Source organism: Mycobacterium shottsii (assembly GCF_010728525.1).
GTDB classification, from domain to species: Bacteria; Actinomycetota; Actinomycetes; order Mycobacteriales; family Mycobacteriaceae; genus Mycobacterium; species Mycobacterium marinum.
The window spans coordinates 24996-45741 of the sequence record NZ_AP022572.1; the positions used below are offsets into that span (position 1 = coordinate 24996).

Annotated in this window: 20 protein-coding genes and 2 pseudogenes; 13 read left to right on the plus strand and 9 right to left on the minus strand. The window is 64.8% G+C overall.

All coding sequences use genetic code 11. From position 1 onward, the window contains the following. The first annotated feature begins 98 nt into the window (after window positions 1–98). Entirely contained in the window at window positions 99–824 is a 726-nt protein-coding gene (locus G6N41_RS00105; RefSeq protein WP_198966244.1) for a hypothetical protein, read from the plus strand. A gap of 311 nt (window positions 825–1135) precedes the next feature. On the opposite strand, the gene G6N41_RS00110 is transcribed toward G6N41_RS00105, so the two are convergent. Continuing rightward, a complete protein-coding gene (locus tag G6N41_RS00110; RefSeq protein WP_198966245.1) occupies window positions 1136–3463 on the minus strand; it encodes a transketolase-like TK C-terminal-containing protein in 2328 nt (775 codons plus the stop codon). Window positions 3464–3601: 138 nt separating this feature from the next. Here G6N41_RS00110 and G6N41_RS00115 point away from each other — a divergent pair, with 138 nt between their 5' ends. Both G6N41_RS00115 and G6N41_RS00120 read left to right on the plus strand, forming a co-directional pair. Further along, complete coding sequence (locus G6N41_RS00115) at window positions 3602–4090, plus strand: Lrp/AsnC family transcriptional regulator (RefSeq protein ID WP_012395638.1); 489 nt, start codon at window positions 3602–3604, stop codon at window positions 4088–4090. Between the two features lie 391 nt (window positions 4091–4481). Continuing rightward, window positions 4482–4955 carry a CAP domain-containing protein gene (locus G6N41_RS00120; protein WP_407663855.1) on the plus strand — a complete coding sequence of 158 codons (474 nt, stop codon included), beginning with the start codon at window positions 4482–4484 and terminating at the stop codon, window positions 4953–4955. A 28-nt stretch (window positions 4956–4983) separates the two neighbouring features. On the opposite strand, the gene G6N41_RS00125 is transcribed toward G6N41_RS00120, so the two are convergent. Next, a complete protein-coding gene (locus tag G6N41_RS00125; RefSeq protein WP_198966247.1) occupies window positions 4984–5391 on the minus strand; it encodes a toluene tolerance protein in 408 nt (135 codons plus the stop codon). 323 nt (window positions 5392–5714) lie between these two features. Between G6N41_RS00125 and G6N41_RS00130 the strand changes: the two genes are divergently transcribed. The 9 genes and pseudogenes from G6N41_RS00130 to G6N41_RS00170 all read left to right on the plus strand — a co-directional run bounded on the left by G6N41_RS00130 (window position 5715) and on the right by G6N41_RS00170 (window position 15885). Further along, window positions 5715–6482, plus strand: coding sequence for an MlaE family ABC transporter permease (locus G6N41_RS00130; protein ID WP_012395639.1), 768 nt, complete (start codon window positions 5715–5717; stop codon window positions 6480–6482). Between the two features lie 32 nt (window positions 6483–6514). Then, window positions 6515–7333: pseudogene (locus G6N41_RS00135) on the plus strand (ABC transporter permease). Window positions 7334–7337: 4 nt separating this feature from the next. After that, window positions 7338–8798 (plus strand): MCE family protein, encoded by a 1461-nt coding sequence (locus G6N41_RS00140; RefSeq protein ID WP_198966248.1) that lies wholly within the window; start codon window positions 7338–7340, stop codon window positions 8796–8798. 79 nt (window positions 8799–8877) lie between these two features. Continuing rightward, window positions 8878–9909, plus strand: a pseudogene (locus G6N41_RS00145) (MCE family protein). After that, the gene (locus G6N41_RS00150) at window positions 9906–11222 is read left to right on the plus strand and encodes an MCE family protein (RefSeq protein WP_198966249.1); all 1317 of its coding nucleotides are present in this window, start codon (window positions 9906–9908) and stop codon (window positions 11220–11222) included. Before G6N41_RS00145 ends, G6N41_RS00150 begins: the two are co-directional and overlap by 4 nt. Beyond that, on the plus strand, window positions 11219–12550 hold the full coding sequence (locus tag G6N41_RS00155; protein ID WP_198966250.1) for an MCE family protein: 1332 nt from the start codon (window positions 11219–11221) through the stop codon (window positions 12548–12550). Before G6N41_RS00150 ends, G6N41_RS00155 begins: the two co-directional genes overlap by 4 nt. Then, window positions 12547–13692 carry an MCE family protein gene (locus G6N41_RS00160; protein WP_198966251.1) on the plus strand — a complete coding sequence of 382 codons (1146 nt, stop codon included), beginning with the start codon at window positions 12547–12549 and terminating at the stop codon, window positions 13690–13692. Before G6N41_RS00155 ends, G6N41_RS00160 begins: the two co-directional genes overlap by 4 nt. A 1-nt stretch (window position 13693) precedes the next feature. Beyond that, window positions 13694–15175 (plus strand): MCE family protein, encoded by a 1482-nt coding sequence (locus G6N41_RS00165; RefSeq protein ID WP_198966252.1) that lies wholly within the window; start codon window positions 13694–13696, stop codon window positions 15173–15175. Beyond that, entirely contained in the window at window positions 15142–15885 is a 744-nt protein-coding gene (locus G6N41_RS00170; protein WP_198966253.1) for an Mce protein, read from the plus strand. Before G6N41_RS00165 ends, G6N41_RS00170 begins: the two co-directional genes overlap by 34 nt. Window positions 15886–15927: 42 nt before the next feature. On the opposite strand, the gene murI is transcribed toward G6N41_RS00170, so the two are convergent. The 7 genes from murI to clpS form a co-directional block, all read right to left on the minus strand. After that, window positions 15928–16743 (minus strand): glutamate racemase, encoded by an 816-nt coding sequence (gene murI, locus G6N41_RS00175; protein ID WP_011741600.1) that lies wholly within the window; start codon window positions 16741–16743, stop codon window positions 15928–15930. Then, a complete protein-coding gene (locus G6N41_RS00180) occupies window positions 16740–17450 on the minus strand; it encodes a rhomboid family intramembrane serine protease (RefSeq protein ID WP_198966254.1) in 711 nt (236 codons plus the stop codon). Before G6N41_RS00180 ends, murI begins: the two co-directional genes overlap by 4 nt. A 138-nt stretch (window positions 17451–17588) precedes the next feature. After that, window positions 17589–17861, minus strand: coding sequence for a MoaD/ThiS family protein (locus tag G6N41_RS00185; RefSeq protein ID WP_198966255.1), 273 nt, complete (start codon window positions 17859–17861; stop codon window positions 17589–17591). Between the two features lie 21 nt (window positions 17862–17882). Then, window positions 17883–18344 carry a Mov34/MPN/PAD-1 family protein gene (locus G6N41_RS00190; protein ID WP_099052658.1) on the minus strand — a complete coding sequence of 154 codons (462 nt, stop codon included), beginning with the start codon at window positions 18342–18344 and terminating at the stop codon, window positions 17883–17885. After that, window positions 18298–19386 carry a P1 family peptidase gene (locus G6N41_RS00195; protein ID WP_198966256.1) on the minus strand — a complete coding sequence of 363 codons (1089 nt, stop codon included), beginning with the start codon at window positions 19384–19386 and terminating at the stop codon, window positions 18298–18300. Before G6N41_RS00195 ends, G6N41_RS00190 begins: the two co-directional genes overlap by 47 nt. After that, window positions 19383–19970: an oxidative stress transcriptional regulator AosR gene (gene aosR / locus G6N41_RS00200; protein WP_036456212.1), complete on the minus strand. Its 588-nt coding sequence runs from the start codon at window positions 19968–19970 to the stop codon at window positions 19383–19385. Before aosR ends, G6N41_RS00195 begins: the two co-directional genes overlap by 4 nt. A 24-nt stretch (window positions 19971–19994) precedes the next feature. Next, window positions 19995–20300, minus strand: a complete 306-nt coding sequence (gene clpS, locus G6N41_RS00205) for an ATP-dependent Clp protease adapter ClpS (RefSeq protein WP_198966257.1) — start codon at window positions 20298–20300, stop codon at window positions 19995–19997. Window positions 20301–20423: 123 nt separating this feature from the next. On the opposite strand from clpS, the gene G6N41_RS00210 reads away from it, so the two are divergent. After that, window positions 20424–20639, plus strand: coding sequence for a hypothetical protein (locus G6N41_RS00210; protein ID WP_198968062.1), 216 nt, complete (start codon window positions 20424–20426; stop codon window positions 20637–20639). Window positions 20640–20746 lie beyond the last annotated feature (107 nt).

Below are 20746 nucleotides of genomic sequence, written 5' to 3' on the forward strand. Positions count from 1 at the left end.
GCCACCATTGACCTCAACAATGTCGAGGCCCGTGCCCGACGGACCCTCCACGCCCGGTTACGCCGACGCGTGCCGCTCGGCGAGAAGAAGTACCCGCCGTGGCTAAGGGGTCTGCCGAAACATCGGGCGACGAAGTATCCGGCAAGCCGCTGCCCGCGGACGAACCCGCGGACGAAGCGCAATCAAACCCGGCCGGCGCTGACTCCGACTCCGATGCAGAGCCCGACACCGAACCCGACTCGGAATCGGATGGCGAGTCCGACGCGGACGCCCCGGCCGAAACCGAGGACGCCTCCCAGCCGGAGGACTCGCGGCCACGACGCCGCCGACCCCACCTCAAGTCCAGTTGGGCCGCCGTGTTGGCCTGGGTCGTGCTGCCGAGCCTCGCGCTGCTGCTGGCAATCACCGCAGGTGTCCTCCGCTGGCAGTACGACACGATGCGTTACGCCCAGATCGCCGGGGTCCAAGCGCTGCAGGCCGCCCGGGAAGGCACGGTGGCGATGTTGTCGTACAAACCCGAGACAGTCGAAAAGGACCTGACCGCCGCCCAGGACCACCTCACCGGAACCTTCCGCGACTCCTACACCCAGCTGACCAAAGACGTGGTCATCCCCGGCGCCAAACAGCAACGGATTTCGGCGGTGGCTCGGGTGCCCGCGGCCGCCACCGTATCGGCGGATTGGGGCCATGCCGTGGTGCTTGTCTTCGTGGATCAGACCACGGTCATCGGCGACGACCCACCCACCGATATGGCATCGACGGTGCGAGTGAAACTCGACAAGGTCGGCGACCGTTGGCTGATCTCCGAATTCCAACCCATTTGAGATCTACGAGTGCACTAGCGCATTTGAATATCGCAAGAGCGTGACGGCTCTGCTGGTGGCCAATGTGGGCAATGTGGGCAATGTGGGCAATGTGGGCAATGTGGGCAATGTGGGCAATGTGGGCAATGAGTGATCATCGCGACCGGCCCAGCAGCCGCCCCTGAGGTTGCCCGTCTGGCCCTTACCGCGCGCCCGCGCACCAATTTGACGGGGCCTCCGGTGACTGCCCGTATATCGGGCGAACCGAAACCATTCGAAGCCGCAATCGACGTCAGCAGCGCTCATTCATCGATGCGATCCCACGTTTCGTTTTAGGTAGCCACATCCAGGGCCGCTCGCACAATGCTGTCGGTGTCGATGCCGTGGTAGCGGTAGACGTCCTCGAGGGCCCCGGCCTGGCCGAATCCGGATACTCCCAACGCGGTCAAACGGACCTGCTGGATGTTGGTCAGGAAAGCAAGAGTGTGAGGGTGTCCGTCGAGGACGGTGACCATCGGTGTCGCACGGTCGGCGGGGAAGAGCTGATCCAGGATCCAGGTATCGGCGGATCTCCTGCCCTGACGCGCCTGCCACGCTTGAAACAGCAGGCCGGGGCTGGTGATGCAGAGCACGTCGGCCGGCACCCCGGCCCGATTGAGCCGGTCGGCCGCGGCAAGGGCCTCGGTGATCACCGCACCCATCGCCGCAATGGTCACTTTCGCGCCGTCTGGGCGCCGCAACGGATAGCCACCCGCAACCACCTGGCGGCGACGACGCTCGCGGGCGGCGGGGTCATCCGGTACGGCGGCCAGGGCCTGGTCCACAGGCCGAGTCGACAACCTCAGGTAGGCCGACGTTCCATCGGGTCTTCCGAGCCGGGCGAGGCTGGCCAGCAGGGTCCATTCGACATCGATCGCGAACGCTGGCTCATAGCTGATGCAGCCCGGTTGTTCGAGCCCGATCGATGGGGTCTTGATGGACTGGTGTGCACCGCCTTCGGCGGCCAGGCTGACCCCTGACGGAGTGCCGATGAGGATGGACTGGCCGCCCGCGTAGATCCCGAAAGACCATGGTTCGAGCGCCCTCTCGACGAATGGGTCGTAGAGCACCCCGATAGGGAAAAGAGTTTGTCCCCAACGACTCCACGTGGCGCCCAGTTCGCCGATCAGGCCAACCAGGTTCGTCTCGGCGATACCGAGTTCCATATGTTGCCCGCTGGGACGTTCGTTCCAGTGCATCAGAGTCTGGGCATCATCGGCGAACCAGTTGTGTCGCTCGCTCGCCGACCACACCCCGACCTTGTTCACCCATCCAGCCAGGTTGGTCGTCGAGCTGACGTCAGGACTGACCGTGACGACACGCTTCGCCGCGTCGGGTGCCTCGCGGATCAGGTCGAGCAGGACACGGCCGAGAGCGGCCTGGGTCGTTGCGGTGCCTTTGGGAGTACGACCGATGTCACTCGGGACGGTTGGGGATTTGGCGGCCGGAATCGGGTCGCGCCGTAGCCGCTCTGCGGTCTCGGCGCAGAGCCGCCCCATCGGGCCGTCAGGCGCGAAGCGTAGCCAAGGGCTATTGGGGTTCATTCCCAGTCGTGCTGCCAGAGCGGCGTATTCGTCATGGCTGAGCAGGGCGGAATGGTTCTGTGGATGGCCCTCTGTGGGTAGCCCGAAACCCTTGATCGTGTAGGCGATGATGACCGTGGGTCGGGTGTCATCGATCTGTTGGTATGCCTCGATCAGGGCTGCCAGGTCGTGACCACCCAAGTTGCGGATCGCCGCCGTGAGCGTCGCGTCATCGATGTCGGCGATCAACGCGGCGATTTCGCCGGAAAGTGGACCGTCACCGGGGAGTCGCTGGCGGATCTGCTCGGCATCGCAGCGCAGCAGACGTTGGTATTCCGCGTTTTCCATCGCAACGATGCGCCGACGCAGCGCTTCCCCTCCGGGACGGCTGAACAGGGACCGGAGAAGTCGGCTAAAGTTGACTGTTATGACCTGCCAGCCTGCCACGTCGAACATTGCCTCGAGTCGGTGCGCAGCGATGTTGGGTACCACTCGGTCCAAGGACTGGCGGTTGAGGTCGACGATCCAGACGACTTCGCCGAGTTCGGCGATCCCGGGATCCAGTATGGCCTCCCATACCGCACCCTCGTCGAGTTCGGCGTCGCCGACCAGAGAGTACTGCCGACCGTTGCCGCCGGCATCCAACTGGGCGTTGACGTAACGGCGCGCCACGGCCCCCCAGATCGGGGCGGTTGCCCCGATCCCGACTGACCCGGTCGAGTAGTCCACCGGATCCGGATCCTTGGACCGGCTCGGATAGGACTGCAGGCCACCGAACTCACGCAGCGTGGTCATGTGTTCTTCGTCCAGCGCGCCGAGCAGGTAGTTGATGCTGTGCAACACCGGTGAGGCGTGGGGCTTGACCGACACCCGATCCCCGGCCTGCAGTTGTTGAAACCACAGTGAAGTCATGATGGTCACCATTGACGCGCTCGAGGCCTGATGGCCGCCGACCTTCAATCCCGAGCTATCCGACCGCACCCGGTTGGCGTGATGGACCATCGACGTCGACAGCCACAGCACCCGCTCGGCGATGGCCTCGAGTGTGTCGACACTGACGATTCCACGACTGGTATCGACTGAGGTGGTCGAGTTCATGGTGCCCCACCTAGGAGATTGGCTTGTGCAGATGAATCAGCAAGTGCAACGGTCTCATATGATTTCGGCAAGTAGGTCGATGAAATCTGAGCAATATGCTCACATGGGATGTGTTACTTCGGCCTCAAGGAGGGCAATATGCCCAAGCGGGATCACCTCATCGATGACATCGATACGCAAATCCTGCACGCCCTGATCAAGGATCCGCGCGCGGCCGTAGTCGCGCTGGCGCACACTACGGGGTTGGCCCGCAACACGATTCACGCACGGTTGGCCAAGCTGGAAGCGGACGGCGTCCTTCAGTCTTTCGAGCGCCGCATCGATCCTGCCGCGCTTGGCTATTCGCTGACCGCCTTCATCATGGTGACCGTCACCCAACGCAAATTGGGCGAGATCGGCAATGCACTCGAGGGTGTGCCCGAGGTTCTCGAAGTCCACGGGCTCAGCGGTGTCACCGACTTGCTGGTCCACATCGTCGCCCGCAACGCCGAGGACCTTTACCGCATAGCAGGCCAGATCCTTGACATCGACGGCGTCGAGAAGACCACAACGGGGTTGGTGATGAGGCGCCTGGTCGACTATCGGCTCAGCCCGTTGCTGGCTTCCGCCCAGTCGACCGGCAAATGAACGTCGGCGACCAGAGCATCCGGCAGACGGCCTCGACTTGTTCGATGCTGTTGCACCGGACCAACTGAACATCGGGCGCATCGGCCGCGCGTCATCACCGGCAATGGCCCGGCACGCATCGCCGCACATCTGCCGGCGCATGCTGCTGATTCCGGCTGAAACTGTGCAACACTTGCACCGCAAGCGCCATTCTTGCACCAATCAGACAATTGAACGAGAACTCCAATCATTGAGCTCAAACGGAACTGCCCTCATTTCGATACTTGGCGTACGGTCCCGAGCTAGTCGGCGGACCGGAGGCTGGTGCGCCGATGAACTGCCCGCCGGTGGTGCCGTAGGCAGCGGGGCGACAGGAGGTCCTCGGATGGCAGGTGGACACCTGCGAAAGCAGATGCCGCTGCCGGTAATGATCGGCCTGGCGCTGCTGAGCGCGGCATTGTCGACGGCTCCGGCGGCGCACGCCGACAACAAGAGACTCAACGACGGTGTAGTGGCCAACGTCTACACCATCCAACACCAGGCCGGGTGCACCAGCGAGTTGCGAATTGATCCGCGCCTGCAATTGGCCGCCCAGTGGCATACCAACGATGTGCTGGGAAATCGTGCCCTAGACGGAGATATCGGATCGGATGGGTCGACACCGAGCGACCGGGCGGCGGCCGCCGGATTTCGCGGTTATGTCGCCGAAACGGTGGCAATCAACCCGGCCTTGGCAATCAGCGGTGTCGAGCTGATAAATCAGTGGTACAACAACCCCGACTACCTCGCGATCATGCGCGACTGCAAATACACCGCGATCGGGGTTTGGTCGGAGAACAGCCTGGACCGCACCGTGGTGGTGGCCGTCTACGGTTCACCCACGTGAGCGCCGCCAACCGGCTGGCCTGGCGGGTTCACAGCCCAACCGAGATCGGCCCCAGCTGCGTGCACACCTGTACCGGGGGGTTGCCCACCAGGGCGCAGCCGTTACCCGTCGCGATGTAAGTCAACCCCGCGCGCCACGGGCGAAAGTTCAACTCCGCCGCGGTCCAACCGGCTTCGGCGTGGCATTGCGTGCCCACGCCGTCGGCCCGAATGCAGGCAGTCACCCGCACCGGCTGGGCGTCGCCCGAACAGCTGGTCGCGACGATGCTGGAGGTGACCGCGGCTACCCCGGACGCGAGGGTGGTACGCCGTGGCGGGTCCAGGCGGTACGAGCAGGACGCCGCCGGCCCGGGTGTGGCAGGCGTTCGTGGTGGCGTGGCCCAGCTCAACGCCGAGGGCGCGGCTGCGCCAATCAGAACCGCGAACAACCCGGTCATGGCCGATCGTTTGAGCCAGGACCGCATGGCAGAAAGGCCGCTTTGCGGGCTGGCTCCCGATCGGGGTGTCGATGGCTGTGTGGGCATCGGATGCTCGTTTCCTCGCCACGCGGATTGCATCGCTGGACTCGCGCTATCCGCGACACCTCGATCAAACCACACGAAAAACACCAATATGAGGTCCAAAGGCCATCGCTTTCTGACGTTCACAAGTGTTAACGTCAGCCACATTTACATCGCTGCGGTGTTCTCGGAGGGACGGTACTCACCGAAGAAAGACAGCAGTCAATATCTGTCGTCAGCGGGCAGGCGGGCACTCGCTGATGGTTGCTCCTGTTGCCGTGGCCAAGCCGCTGCGGGCGTTTGGCGGCTTCTACTCGATGGCGCTCGACACGTTCGTGGCGATGGTCCATCCTCCGTTTGCGTGGCGCGAATACATTGCGCAGGCCTGGTTTGTGGCGCGGGTGTCACTGCTGCCGACGCTGATGTTGACCATCCCGTACACGGTGTTGTTGACCTTCATCGAGAACATCCTGTTGACCGAGATCGGTGCCGCGGACTTCTCGGGCACCGGGGCCGCGCTCGGCTCGGTGCGACAGATCGGACCGATTGTGACGGTCTTGGTGGTCGCCGGGGCCGGCGCTACCGCCATGTGCGCTGATCTGGGAGCCCGAACCATTCGCGAGGAGCTCGACGCACTTCGGGTGATGGGCGTCGACCCGATTCAAGCGCTGGTGGTGCCGCGGGTGTTGGCCGCAACCACTGTATCGCTGGCGCTGTCGGCCAGCGTGATTCTGGTCGGACTGTCCGGCGCCTACTTTTTCTGCGTCTTCATCCAGCACGTCTCACCAGGCGCGTTCGCGGCCGGCCTGACCCTGATCATCGGCACCACCGACGTGGTGATCGCGCTGGTCAAGGCGGCCCTGTTCGGGCTATCGGCCGGTTTGATCGCCTGCTACAAGGGGATCTCCGTCGGCGGTGGGCCGGCCGGTGTCGGTAACGCTGTGAACGAGACCGTCGTATTTACATTCATGGCGTTGTTCGCAATCAACATCGTCGCGACTGCGGTGGCGATCAAGGTGACGCTGTGACGGCCGTGGCCGCCGGCAGCCGCTGGCGCGGCGTGCGGCACAAGCTCGACGGCTGGGTCGCGGGATGGAATCAGATCGGGACCCAAACCAAGTTCTTTGGCCGCACGCTGCGCTCCATCCACTAAATGCTGATCCACTACCGGGTCGAGTTGATCCGGCTCATCGCGCAGATGGGTTTGGGTGCGGGCGCTCTGATGGTCATCGGCGGGACGGTCGCGATCGTCGGCTTCCTCGCGGTGACCACCGGGGCGTTGGTGGCGGTGCAGGGGTACAGCGATTTCTCCGAACTGGGCGTGGAGGCCCTGACCGGATTCGCTTCGGCCTTTTTCAACGTCCGGCTGATCGCACCGGCAACCACCGCCATCGCGCTGTCGGCCACCATCGGCGCGGGCGCCACGGCACAGCTCGGCGCCATGCGGATCAACGACGAGATCGACGCGCTCGAAGTGATGGGTATCCGCACCATCGCCTTCCTGGCCGCCAGCCGGATGGTCGCCGGACTGCTGGTGGTGATCCCGTTGTATTGCGTCGGAGTGCTGGCGTCGTTCTGGGCCGCGCGATTCGGCACGACCGTTCTCTACAGTCAGGCGACCGGTGTCTATGACCACTACTTCAGGACGTTCCTGAACCCCACCGACCTGGTCTGGTCGTTCGTGCAATGCATCGCCCTGTCGCTGGTGATCATGCTCGTGCACACCTATTACGGCTACACCGCAAGGGGCGGGCCCGCGGGAGTGGGCGAGGCCGTCGGGCGCGCGGTGCGCACGTCGCTGATCTTCTCGGCGTTCGTGCTGGTGATGATCTCGCTGGCGGTGTACGGGCAATCCGGCAATTTCAACTTGGCGGGATAGCACCATGGATGACCGCAAGGAAGGCCTGCACCCCGCGTGGCACACGCTGATCCTGGTGCTGCTCTTCGTTGCGGCGATGTGGGTGACCTACGCACTTTTCATGGGCTCGCTGCGGTCGGTCGTTCCGGTCACGTTGACGTCCGAGCGCTCCGGCCTGGTGATGGAGACCAACGCCAAGGTCAAATTGCGCGGCGTGCAGGTCGAGCCGGTCGCTTCGATTGTCGGCGGCGGAAAGGGCGCGACACCGGTGGCCCTCACGCTCGAGATCGATTCCGACCAGATCCGCTACATCCCGGCGAATGTCCAAGCCGAGATTCGGGCCACCACCGTGTTGGGCGCCAAGTTCGTCGATTTGGTCTACCCCGAAGACCCCAGCCCGCAACGGTTGAAGGCCGGCCAGGTGCTCATGTCGCGCAATGTGACCAGCGAGGCCAACACCGTGTTCCAGAACCTGGTAGCGGTGCTGGATCAGATCGACCCGGCCAAGCTCAATGCCGCGCTTTCCGCGCTTGCTGAGGGCCTACGCGGTCAAGGTCTGCTCATCGGACAAGCGACCACCGATGCCAACCAGGTCCTGCTCGAGCTGAATCCGCGCTACGAAACCGTGACCGCCGACCTGCGGGCCGTCAAAGACTTCAACGACACCTTCAGCGTTGCGGCGCAGGACATCCTGGACACGCTCAACGCGCTGAGCACGACCAGCACCACCATCACCAGCCACTCCACCCAGTTGGACGCATTGCTGCTGGCCACCATCGGACTCTCCAACACCGGTATCAGCCTGCTGGCACCCAATCAGGCGAACCTGATCAAAGCCATCAACGCACTCGAGCCCACGACGAACCTGCTCTACAAGTACAGCCCGGAGTACACCTGTCTGTTGGAGGGCGCAAAGTACTTGCTGGACCACGGGGGCTACGAAGCACCCGGCGGCAATGGGCGGTCACTGGTACTCGATGCGGCCCTGGCGCTCGGCGATGACCCCTACCGTTTTCCAGACAACCTGCCCATCATCGGCGCCAAGGGCGGGCCTGGCGGCAAACCGGGCTGCGGCTCGTTGCCGATCGTCGACAACAACTGGCCGGTGCGCAACCTCGTCACCAACACCGGCTTTGGCACGGGAATGGACTGGCGCCCCAACCCCGGCATCGGATTCCCGGGCTGGGCCAACTACTTCCCGGTCACCCGCGGAACGCCCGAACCACCGAGCATCCGCAACCTCTTCGGTGGGCCTGCGCCAGGACCGATCCCCTATCCGGGGGCGCCGCCCTACGGCGCGGAGCTGTACGCGCCAGACGGTACCCCGCTGTGGCCGGGGCTACCGCCGGCGCCGCCACCGGGCGCCCCCAGGGAATCGGGACCCACGCCGGGCTCCGAGCCCTTCGTGGTCCCCGCGCCCGCGCAGGCACAGCCCACCCCGCTGCCGCCGGCTCCACTGCCACAGGAGGTCGCTCCGTCACCGTGAACACCTGGTACCGACGTCCCCTCAGCCGGCCCTCGACCGACCTTTCGGCCGACCGCTGGGCCAACGAAGGTGACCGCGCATGAGAGCCCGGCTCATCCGTGATGCGATCCGACTGGGCACCTTCTTGCTGGTCTGCTTCTTGGGCGTCATCGGCTTGTTCGCGGTCTTCGGGCAGCTGCGCTTCGGCGAGAAAACCAGCACCTACAAAGCCGAGTTCAGCAATGTGACCGGACTGGAGAAAAACGACTTCGTGCGCATCGCCGGTGTCGAGGTCGGACAAGTCAAAAAGGTTGCGATTCAGCCCGATACAACGGCGCTGGTCGAGTTCACGGCCGATAGTTCGGTGGTGCTGACCCAGGGCAGCCGGGCCGTGATCCGCTATGACGACCTGATCGGTGGCCGATACCTGGCACTCGAGGAAGGCGCCGGCAGCCCCAAACAGCTCAAGCCCGGTGACACGATTCCCATGACACACACCTCGCCCGCCCTGGACTTGGATGCGTTGATTGGCGGGTTCCGTCCGCTGCTGAAGGCGCTGGATCCCGACCAGGTCAATGCCCTGTCCGGCCAGTTGATTCGGGCGCTGCAGGGCGAAGGCGCGACGATCAACTCGTTTCTTGCCCAGACCGCCGCGTTGACGACGACGCTGGCCGATCGCGATCAGCTGATCGGGGATGTCATCATCAATCTGAGTGTCGTGTTGGGTTCGCTCGGCGACCAAAACAAGTAATTCGCCAAAGCGGTCGACGCACTCGCCGAACTCATGGAAGGCCTGCAGGCCCGCAAGGAAGACATCACCAAGGGCGTGACTTACACCAATGCCGCCGCCTCGAGCATCGCGGACCTGTTGTCGCAGGCACGCCCGCCACTGGCCAAGACCGTCCAGGAGACGGATCGCGCATCGGCAATTGTCTTGACAGACCACGAATACTTCGACAATCTGATCAACACGCTGCCAGATGCCTATCAAGCGCTGTCGCGCCAAGGCATCTACGGTGACTTCTTCAGTTTCTATCTCTGCGATGTCGTGCTCAAGCTCAACGGCAGGGGTGGCCAGCCGGTGTACGTCAAGGTCGCCGGTCAGCCCACCGGGAGGTGCGCACCGCGGTGAAATCCTTCGCTGAACGCAACCAGATCGTCGTCGGTGCAGTGGGATTGGCGATCACCATCGGCATCGTGGTCGGATCGCTGCAGTACGATAAACTGCCGTTCTTCCAATCCGGCAAGCAGTACTCCGCCTACTTCGCTGATGCGGGTGGGCTGACAACCGGCGTGCGCGTGCAAGTTTCGGGATTCCGGGTGGGTGAGGTCTCGTCCATCGAGTTGGACGGACCGCGGGTGCTGGTCAAGTTCACTGTCGACAAGCACATCCGCCTCGGCGACCATACCGAGGCGGCGATCAAGACGCGGGGCCTGCTGGGCACGAAGATGCTCGAGGTCATCTCCCGCGGGGACGGCCAGCTGCAGGGCACGATTCCGCTCGACCGCACCCGGTCGCCGTACCAACTACCCGACGCGCTGGGTGACCTGACCACCACGATCAGCGGCCTGAACACCAACCAGCTATCGGACTCGCTGCGGGTACTGGCGGACACCTTTTCCGACACCCCGCCACAACTACGCGTCGCGATCGAGGGAGTGGCACGCTTCTCGCAGACCCTCGACGAGCGCGACGCGCAGCTGCGCGGTCTGCTCACCAACGCCAACAAGGCCACGACCGTGCTGGCCGAGCGCAGCAACCAAGTCGTCAGCCTGATCGCCAACACCAACGCGCTGCTGGCCGAGCTGACAACCCAACGCGCCGCCCTGGATCACATCTCCGGCAACATCGCCGCACTCGGTGAACAACTGCATGGGTTGATCGCAGAGAACGAGGCCACGATGCGACCCGCGCTCGACAAACTCAACGGCGTACTGACCATCCTGGACAACCGCAAGGAACGGCTGCAGAAGGCGATCAAGCTGCTCGACGACTACACGATGTCGCTGGGTGAATCGGTGTCCTCCGGTCCGTTCTTCAAGACCTACGTCGCCAACCTGGCGCCGGGACAATTCGTGCAGCCATTCATCGACGCGGCATTCTCCGACCTCGGCCTGGATCCCAATGTGCTGCTCCCGTCGCAACGCACCGACCCGCCGATCGGCCAGCCGGGCACACCGCCGCTGCCGTTGCCCTTCCCGCGGACGGGCCAAGGCGGCGAACCACATCTGAAGCTTCCCGACGCGATCACCGGCAACCCCGATGACCCGCGGTATTCCTACCGCGAGCCGCTGCCCGCCCCACCCCCGGGCGGGCCACCACCGGGGCCGCCCGCGCCGGCGCCTCCCGAGTTGGCTTCCATCCCGCAGCCAACGCCGTCATCGGTATTGGTGCCCGCGCCGGGCGAGGTCTCAGCACCCCAGACCGCGGGGGCCGGACGATGATCCGGCGCACCAAGACCTGGCTGGCCGTGCTGTTGGTCGGACTATTGGCCGCTGGAGTGGTGGTGCTGCTGCGAACCACCGAAGTGGTGAATCGCACCAATGTCGTCGCGTACTTCGAGAACAGCAACGGCGTCTTCACCGGGGACGAAGTTCGCATCCTTGGTGTGCCCGTCGGCAAGATCACCTCGATCGAACCGCAGCCCGAGTCGGTCAAGGTCTCATTCTGGTACGACAGCAAGTACAAAGTGCCGGCGGACGCGAAAGCCGCGATCCTGTCGCCGACCCTGGTGACCTCACGGGCGATTCAGCTCACCCCCGCCTACACCGGCGGGCCCGCGATGGCCGACAACGCGGTCATTCCACGGCAGCGCACCACCGTTCCGGTCGAGTGGGACGACGTCCGTGCGCAATTGGCGAAGCTGACCAAGGAGTTGCAGCCGACCGAGCCCGGCGGCGTCAGCCCCCTCGGGTCGGTGATCAATACCGCGGCAGACAACCTCCGCGGCGAGGGCGCCAACATCCGCGACACCGTGATCAAGTTGTCTCAGGCCTTTTCGGCCCTCGGCGACCACAGCACGGACATCTTCTCTACCGTGAAGAATCTCGCGATTCTGGTGTCGGCGCTGCAGGACAGCACCAACTTGATGCGCCAGCTGAACCAGAACCTGGCGACGGTGACCGGCCTGCTGGCCAACGACCCGAACGAGGTCGCCAACGCCGTGCGCAACCTGGGCGACACGGTCGGTGAGGTGCAGCGATTTGTGGCCGACAATCGCGAAGCCCTGGGCACCACATCGGACAAGCTGGCGGGGGTCAGCCAGGCTTTGAACGATAGCCTCGACGACGTCAAACAGTTCCTGCACGTGGCGCCCAACACCTTGCAGAACTATGTGAACATCTGGCAGCCGGCCCAGGGCGCGGTGAGTGCCGTGCCGATGCTCAACAACTTCGCCAATCCGATTTCCTTCCTGTGCGGCGCCATTCAGGCCGCATCGCGACTGGGCTATGAACAGTCCGCGAAGCTATGCGTGCAATACCTGGCACCGATAATCAAGAACCGTCAGTACAACTTCCTGCCCTTTGGCCAGAACCTCTTCGTCGGCGCCAGTGCGCGACCCAATGAGCTGACCTACAGCGATGACTGGCTACGTCCGGATTACATTCCACCGCAAGCCATTCCGCCGCAGCAAGCACCGCCGGCCGCGGCGCCTCCGGCGCAAGCACCGCCGGCCGCCGTGGGCCCCCCGCTGCCGGCCGAAGCGCCCGCCACACCCGATCCGGCTGCCGGCCTTCGCGGGATCATGGTGCCCCAAGGGGTGGGCTCATGATGTGGGCCAGGTGGACCACGCGGATACGCATCGCGGCGGGAATCGCCGCCCTAGCGGTAGCCTTATCGGGCTGCAGTGGCTGGCGCGGCCTGAACTCGCTTCCGCTGCCAGGTGTTCAGGGCGGCGGACCCGGCTCGTTCACCATCCAGGCTCAGATGCCCGACGTCGACAACATCGAGCCGAATTCGCGCGTCCGGGTGGGTGACGTCAATGTCGGTACCGTCACCAAGATCGAGCGCCAGGGCTGGCATGCGCTGGTCACAATGAAACTCAACGGCAATGTCGAGCTGCCGGCAAATGCCACCGCCACACTCGGTCAGACCAGCTTGCTGGGGTCGCTGCATATCGAGCTGGCACCGCCCACCGACGTGCCGCCTGAGAGCAACCTACGCGAGGGCTCGTTGATCCCGTTGTCCTCATCGAAGGCATATCCGAGCACCGAACAGGCACTCGCCGCAACGGCGATGCTGCTCAATGGCGGCGGGATCGGAGACATCTACGGCATCACCGAAGCCCTGAGCACCGCCTTCACCGGACGCGAGAACGACTTGCGCAGCCTGATCGAGCAGCTCGACGAGGCCATCGGACACCTCGACGACCAAAAAGGCGACATCATCGCCGCTGCCGAGAGCCTGAACAACCTGATGGCTCAGCTCGCCGCACAAAGGCCGGTACTGGACAAGGCGTTGCGAACGATTCCGGATGCACTCGCCGTGCTCAAGAACGAGCGCGAGAACCTGGCCGATGCACTCACCCAGCTGGGCAGGTTCAGCGCGCTGGCCGCCGACTCGGTCAACCAGACCAAGGACGCGCTTGTGCAAGAGCTCAAAGATCTTGGGCCGACGCTGGAGTCACTGGCCAACGCGGGTCCGGCGCTAACGCGCGCGCTGAGCTTCCTACCCACCTACCCATTTCCCAAGGAGACGCTGACCAACTGGATGCGCGGCGACTACGCCAACCTGACCCTCATCATCGATATGACGTTGAGCCGTATCGACGCCGGATTCTTCACCGGAACGCGATGGGAAGGCGACTTGACCGAGCTCGAGCTGCAGTGGGGCCGCACCATCGGGCAGATGCCCAGCCCCTACACCGTGGGTAACCCGTTGATCGTTCCGTACCGATGGGACCAGGGGCCGTGACATGCGTCTGACTCGGCAGATCTTCATCCAGATGGCGATCTTCGCCATCGTGGCCACCACCGCGCTGTTGATCATGGTCTTCGGGTACATGCGAGTGCCGGCCATGGTCGGCATCGGGCAGTACCGCGTGACCGTCGAGCTGCCCGAGGCAGGCGGCCTCTACCCGCGCGGCAACGTCACCTATCGCGGCGTCGAGGTCGGCACCGTCAAGAGCGTCCACTTGACCAACACGGGTGTGGCCGCGGTCCTGTCGCTGAACTCCGATGTCAAGATTCCCGCCGATGTGGAGGCCGAGGTGCACAGCGTGTCCTCGGTCGGCGAGCAGTACGTTCAGCTGCTTCCGCGTAGCGGCCAAGGTCCGTCGTTGAAGGACGGCGACGTGATCCCGCGTAGCCGCACCCGCGTTCCAACCGATATCAACACGATCCTGGACGAAACCAACCGCGGCCTGCAGGCAATCCCCCGCGAGAACCTGAAGACGGTTGTCGACGAGGCGGCCGTCGCCGTCGGCGGACTGGGGCCCGAGCTTCGGCGGTTGATCACCGGGAGCAGCAAGCTGGCCATTTACGCCCGCGCGAACCTGGACGAGCTGACCCTGTTGATCGACCAGTCCAAGCCGGTGTTGGACACCCAGACCGACACCGCGGGCGCCATCCGCTCGTGGGCGTCGAATCTGGCCAGCATCACCGACCAGCTGCAGCGCCAGGACTCGTCGTTGGCCGGGTTGCTGGATCAGGGTCCCGGGGCAGCCGATGAGGTGCGCGCGCTGTTCAACCGACTACGCCCCACACTGCCGATCGTGCTGGCCAACCTGGTCAGCGTCGGTGAGGTTGCCGTCGCCTACCACCCGAGTCTCGAGCAACTGCTGGTGCTGTTTCCTCAGGGAACTGCCGTAACGCAGGCCGTCGGCGTCGCCAAGCGCAACACCATCCAGGACTACAAGGGCGACTATCTGGTCTTCAACCTGAACCTGAACCTGAACCTGAACCTGAACCTGAACCTGCCGCCGCCGTGCACCACCGGCTTCCTGCCGGCCCAGCAGCAGCGGGTACCCACCTTCGAGGACTACCCGAACCGTGCGCCGGGTGACCTGTACTGCCGAGTGCCACAGGATGCGCCTTTCAACGTCCGCGGCGCACGAAATCTGCCTTGCGTGACCGTGCCAGGAAAGCGCGCGCCGACGGCGAAGCTGTGCGAGAGCAACGAGGTCTACGTGCCGCTCAACGACGGCTACAACTGGAAGGGGGATCCGAACTCCACGCTGTCCGGGCAACCGATTCCGCAACTGCCCCCGGAGCCACCGCTCGAACAGAGCGCCCCGCCGGGTCCGGCACCGCCAGCCCCGATTGCCGCCGCCGAGTACGACCCGACAACCGGCACCTATATGGGCCCCGACGGACACCTGTACACGCAAGCTAATCTGGGCCAGACCGTCCCAGAGGAGCAAACATGGCAGACGATGTTGCTGCCCCCGAAGAAGTGAGTGATTCCACGACTCTCGAGGAGCAACCGGAGCCTACCGAGGTCGTTGAGCCCGAAGGCGAATCCGGCCAAGCAGGCGTGCCCGAGGCCCAGCCGCGCGACGAAGACCAAGACGAGACCGCGGACGAGACCGCGGACGAGAACCAGGAAGACGCCGACGCGGATCCCGAGGCGGGCGAAGACGACGCGCAAGCCAGCGACGGCGAGCAGGAGTCGCCCAAGCCAGCGCCTTCAAAGGTTCGGCTGGCGATCGTGGTGGGGCTGGCCGCGGTGGTGGCCATGGCGGCGTTGGCGAGTTGGTTCGGGTTCCACGCCTACCGATCGCATCAGGCCGACCAACAGCGCAAGCTCTATGTTCAGGTCGCCAGACAGGGCGCGATCAACCTCACCACCATCGACTGGGAGCATGTCGACGCCGATATCGAGCGCATCCTCAACTCGGCCACCGGCACTTTCTACGACGACTTCCAACGCCGATCCAAGCCGTTCATCCAGGTCGTTCAACATTTCCAGTCGAAATCCGTGGGAACGATCACCGCCGCCGCACTGGAGTCGGAGTCCGACGACGCGGCACAGGTCCTGGTGGCGGTGAGCGTCAAGACGACGACGACCGCAGCGCCCGAACAACGGCCTCGTGCGTGGCGCATGCGCATTACCGTGCAGCAGGTCGGCGACGAGGCCAAGGTGGCCAATGTGGAGTTCGTGCCGTAGCCCGCTCAACGGGTGCGGCTCCGTCAGGGTGATGCCGCGAAGCTAGTGCATGCCCGAGGGGCGAACCGGCTGCACCCCGGTTAGCGCCGGCCCGAGGAAGCGCGCCGCCAACGCCATGAACGCCTCCGGATCGCCGGTGGCTTCGAACAATCGAGTGGCCGGCGGCGCATCGTGCGGGCGCAGTATGTCCCGCTCGGTCAGCACCCGCAGGACCTCCTTGGCGGTCTCCTCGGCGCTGGAGACCAGCGTGACGTTGTCCCCCATCACCAGTTGTATCAACCCGGACAGCAACGGATAGTGCGTGCAGCCGAGTACCAGGGTGTCGACCCCGGAACGCTGTAGCGGCTCCAGATAGCCCTCCGCCAACCCCAGCACCTGACGACCGCTCGTCACGCCCCGCTCGACGAAATCGACGAACCGTGGGCAAGCCACCGCCGTGATCTCGGTGTCGCGCGCGGCGGCAAACGCATCCTGGTAGGCGTGCGAGGTGATGGTCGCGCGGGTGCCGATCACCCCGATGCGACCGTTGCGGGTGGTGGCCACTGCGCGGCGTACCGCCGGCAGGATCACTTCGACGACGGGCACGTCGTATCGCTCCCGGGCATCGCGCAGACACGCTGCCGATGCCGTGTTACAGGCAATCACCAGCGCCTTGACGCCCCGGCCGACCAGGTCGTCACCGATGGCCAGCGCATGTGCGCGAACCTCGGGGATGGTCAGCGGACCGTACGGGCCGTTGCCGGTATCGCCCACGTAGACGATGTCTTCGTCGGGCAGTTGGTCGATGATGGCCCGCGCGACCGTCAGTCCGCCGACGCCGGAATCAAAGATTCCGACGGGCGCCAGCGGCGAGCTCATGTTTTCGGGCTTGACGGCCGTTCACCGGCCTTTTTCAGCTCCCGAGGCTTGCGTTCCGGAGCGGACAAGAAATACACCGCCACGACGCCGGCGAGCGCACCGCACAGATGGCCCTGCCAGGAGACGGCACCGCACACTCCCAGCCGCGGCAACGCGCCGAGCAGGATGCCGCCGTAGAAGAACAACACCGCCAGACCGATGATGATGTCCCACACCTTGCGGACGAACAATCCGAAGACCAACAGAAAAGCCAGCCAGCCGAAGATCAGACCCGAGGCACCGATGTGATCGGTGGGCCCGCAGCTGCTGCCGACGTTGCCGATCAGCCAAGTGCCAAACCCGCCGAGGATCCACACGATCGCGGTGGCCCAGACGAACCGGGCCAACCCGGCCAGCGTCATCAGAAAACCCAGCACCAGCAGCGGAACCGTGTTGGCCATCAGGTGCGCCCAGTTGGCGTGCAGCAGCGGCGCGAGGATGATCCCCCAGAGGCCATCGGTTTGCAGCGGTCTGATGCCGTTGAGGTCCAGGGAATGCCGAGTCAGCTGGTCGATCAATTCAACGAGATACAGCAGTGCGACAAAGGTCAGAATTGTCGCTCCGCCGGTCACCCAGCGCGGCCGCTCCTCGGGCTGCGTCGCTGGCGTGCGCGGATGTCTAGCCATACGCGCCGCTCCTCCTCGTCGCTTAGTGCCCTTGCAGAGCATTCCGGCCTCATCCAGGCTACCTGCGTAGACCCAGGTGGACAGATACTCCCACCCACCGTCGGAGCGCCGCCTGCAGCACCGCGCCGGTGGCGAGGCCCGCGAAGCAGCAGCGAGTCGTATCGCACCGTGGTCTGCGATTCATCCACCTGCCACGGCCGGCAGGATGGTGACCGTGTCACCGTCGGCGATCGCGGTGCCCAAGCCGCCGGAGAACCGCACGTCCTCGTCATTGACGTAGATGTTCACGAACCGGTGCAACTTGCCGTTGTCGATCAGCCGCTCAGCGATACCCGAGTAGTTCGCTTCGAGGTCGTCGATGACCGCCCCCAGGGTGTCACCGCTGGCCGTGACGCGCTTTTGGCCACCGGTCTGCGGTCGCAGGATGGTCGGGATGGACACGGTGACGCTCATGACGGCCTCTCCAGGGACAGTTCAGTACCGCTCGACGACATTGACGGGTTCTTCGGTCACAGCACCAGCGATGATCCGATAGCTGCGCAATTCATCGCGGTCGGGATCGCGCGTGCAGACCAGAACATAATGCGCCTCCGGCTCGGCGGCCAGATCGATATCAGTGCGGCTCGGGTAGGCGTCGGTGGCCGTATGCGAGTGGTAGATCACAACCGGCACCTCGCCGGCGCCTTCCATCTCTTGCCACACCGCAAGCTGTTCGCCCGAGTCGAAACGGTAGAAGGTCGGCGAGCGCTCGGCGTTGGTCATCGGAATGTGCCGGTGGGGACGGTCGGATCCCTGCGGCCCGGCCAGCACTCCGCACGCCTCGTCGGGATGATCGCGGCGCGCATGGGCGAGGATCGCATCTACCAGGTCGGCACGGACCACCAACACCTCAGCGGCTTTCTGTTCCCGATGTTTGCAACGCTCCGGGCAACACATCGCGGTAGCTCGGTATTCCGGCAACGGACTCCGCGGCAATCACACCGACCAGCACCGCCTGGGCCAGGCAATCAGCCGCGGCGGCCCCCACCGCGGTGAGAAGCCCGGTCTCGGGAGACAACGCGGCGGGAATGGCGGGATCATGGGGTACCTGCACCGCACAGGTGGCCAGCGCGAAAACGGTGTCCCCGTCCAACGGTGTGTGCGCGGGACGAATCGTGCGGGCCAACCCGTCCTGGGCGGCGATCGCCACCCGCTGGCAACCCGCCGGACTCAGCGCGGCATCCGTGGCGACCACCGCAATGGTGGTGTTCAGCGGCCGATCTTGGGGCGCGTTTTGCGGATCCAGCGGAGAAGGCAGCCGGGCGAGCTCATCGAGCTGATCGGCCGGTGGCCGGGTGAGACCGAACTCGCCGGAAAGTTCCGCCATCCACGGCAGGCCGGTGGCCGGATCCACGACATTGCCGACGGAGTTCACCACCACCACGGCACCGACTGTCACACCGGAGGGCAGCTTGACCGACGCGGTCCCCACGCCACCTTTGAGGACGCCGGCGCGCGCCCCCACGCCCGCGCCAACTGTCCCGACCGCCAGCGACGCAGTGGCGCCCGGGTCCTGATCGCTGACCGCAGCGGCACAGGCCAAGTAGCCGAATTCGGCGGTGGGACGTTGCCCCCACCCGCCGACGGGCAGATCGAAAATTACTGCGCCCGGAACGATCGGCACCACACCGGTGCCCATCGCCACACCGCGCTGATGTTCCTCCAGCCAGCGCATGACACCGTCAGCGGCCGCCAGACCGTAGGCGCTGCCACCTGCCAATAGCACCGCGTCCACGAAGCGCACGCTGTTGACCGGGTCCAGTAGATCGGTCTCACGGGTTCCGGGCGCGCCACCGCGACAGTCGACCGCACCGACAGTGCCGGGCGGCGCCAGCACCACCGTGACACCCGATGCCCAACCGGCGCCGAGGGACGCGTCCGGATCCAGCCTTTGGTAATGCCCGACGCGGATGCCCCCGATGTCGGTGATGGAGCTCATCCAGCCGACTTCCCCATCAGGACCAGCACCAGATATTCCTGCAAAACGGTCAGCCACTGATAGACGTCGTAGTGGGCGACCAGCGGATGGTCGGCGGGCAAGCGCTCGGGTCCGCGGGGGCCAACTTCAAGCAGGACTCCCAGCGTCAAGCGCAGGTCGTTGACCGCGGCGACCCAGGCATTGGCGCCGTCTTCCGTCAGCTCGAAGCGGCCCCCCTTCTCCGGAACCGTGTCCAACAGCTGCTGCGCGGTAGCGCGTTTGGCGTCGATGATGTCGGGCTCATGCAAGCTGCGCAACGCGGCATTGAGTGTCTCGGAGCTGTCGAGGGTCATTGGGTCGGTCTCGCCGGGTTTGTAGAAATCCGGCAGCAGCCGGCGCAGCGTCGGATCGCCCGGGCGCTGCGCATGGCCGGTCCGGATGCCGGTGATCTCCTCGAGTTCATCCGACGGCGCGGTGGATTCACGCTCATCCAACAAGCCGATCATCGCGCCGACCAAGTTTTTGAGCAGGGTCGCTTCGTGCGGAGCTAAGGACGACCGAAACCGAGGACCGTTGCGGGTTTCAACGCGCTTCCATTTGCGCACAGTGGATCCGGATACCCTCGAATCTCACCGGTCCTGCTGCATCGTCGCCCACAAACCGGCGGCGTGCAGTTTGGACACGTCGACTTCCATGGCCTCTCGGCTACCCGCTGACACCACAGCCCTACCTTCGTTGTGTACCTGCAACATCAATTTGGTGGCATGCGGTTCGCTGTAACCGAACAACTTTTGGAACACATAGGTCACATATGTCATCAGGTTGACCGGATCGTCCCACACGATCGTCACCCACGGGCTAGCCGTGGCTTCTCTCGACGCGGACTCCTGCTGCCCGACCGAGCCGGGCTTAGCAGGAGCTGAGGCTACAACCATAGCCCTAGGATAGCGAGACCCCGGCAAGCATCACGAGAAATGCCCGTGAAGCGCCCTCGGTGCATCACGTAAAAATGCCCGCGAAACGGTCGATCCTCGGCAGGCATGGGAAGTGGGCTGTCGATGTCGTCTCGGGCCGAGATCACCGCGAAGTTCGCCAGGGCGTATGTGGGGGCGCCGAAGGCGGACAAGGGGCAGATTCTGGATCAGGTGGTGGCGGTCACCGGCTGGTCGCGTGACAACGCCCGGCGGCGGTTGAGGGCGGCGGCCGCGCCGCCGGGAGCGGGTCGGCAGGTCGCCAAACGGACTCGCCGGCAACGCAATCCGAAGTACTCCTAGGATGCGCTCAAGGTGTTGCAGAAGGTGTGGGCGGCCTCAGGCGGGCAGTGCGGCCGGTACCTGGCCGCTTCCATGGCACTTCAGTTGGATGCTCTAGGTCCTGTCTG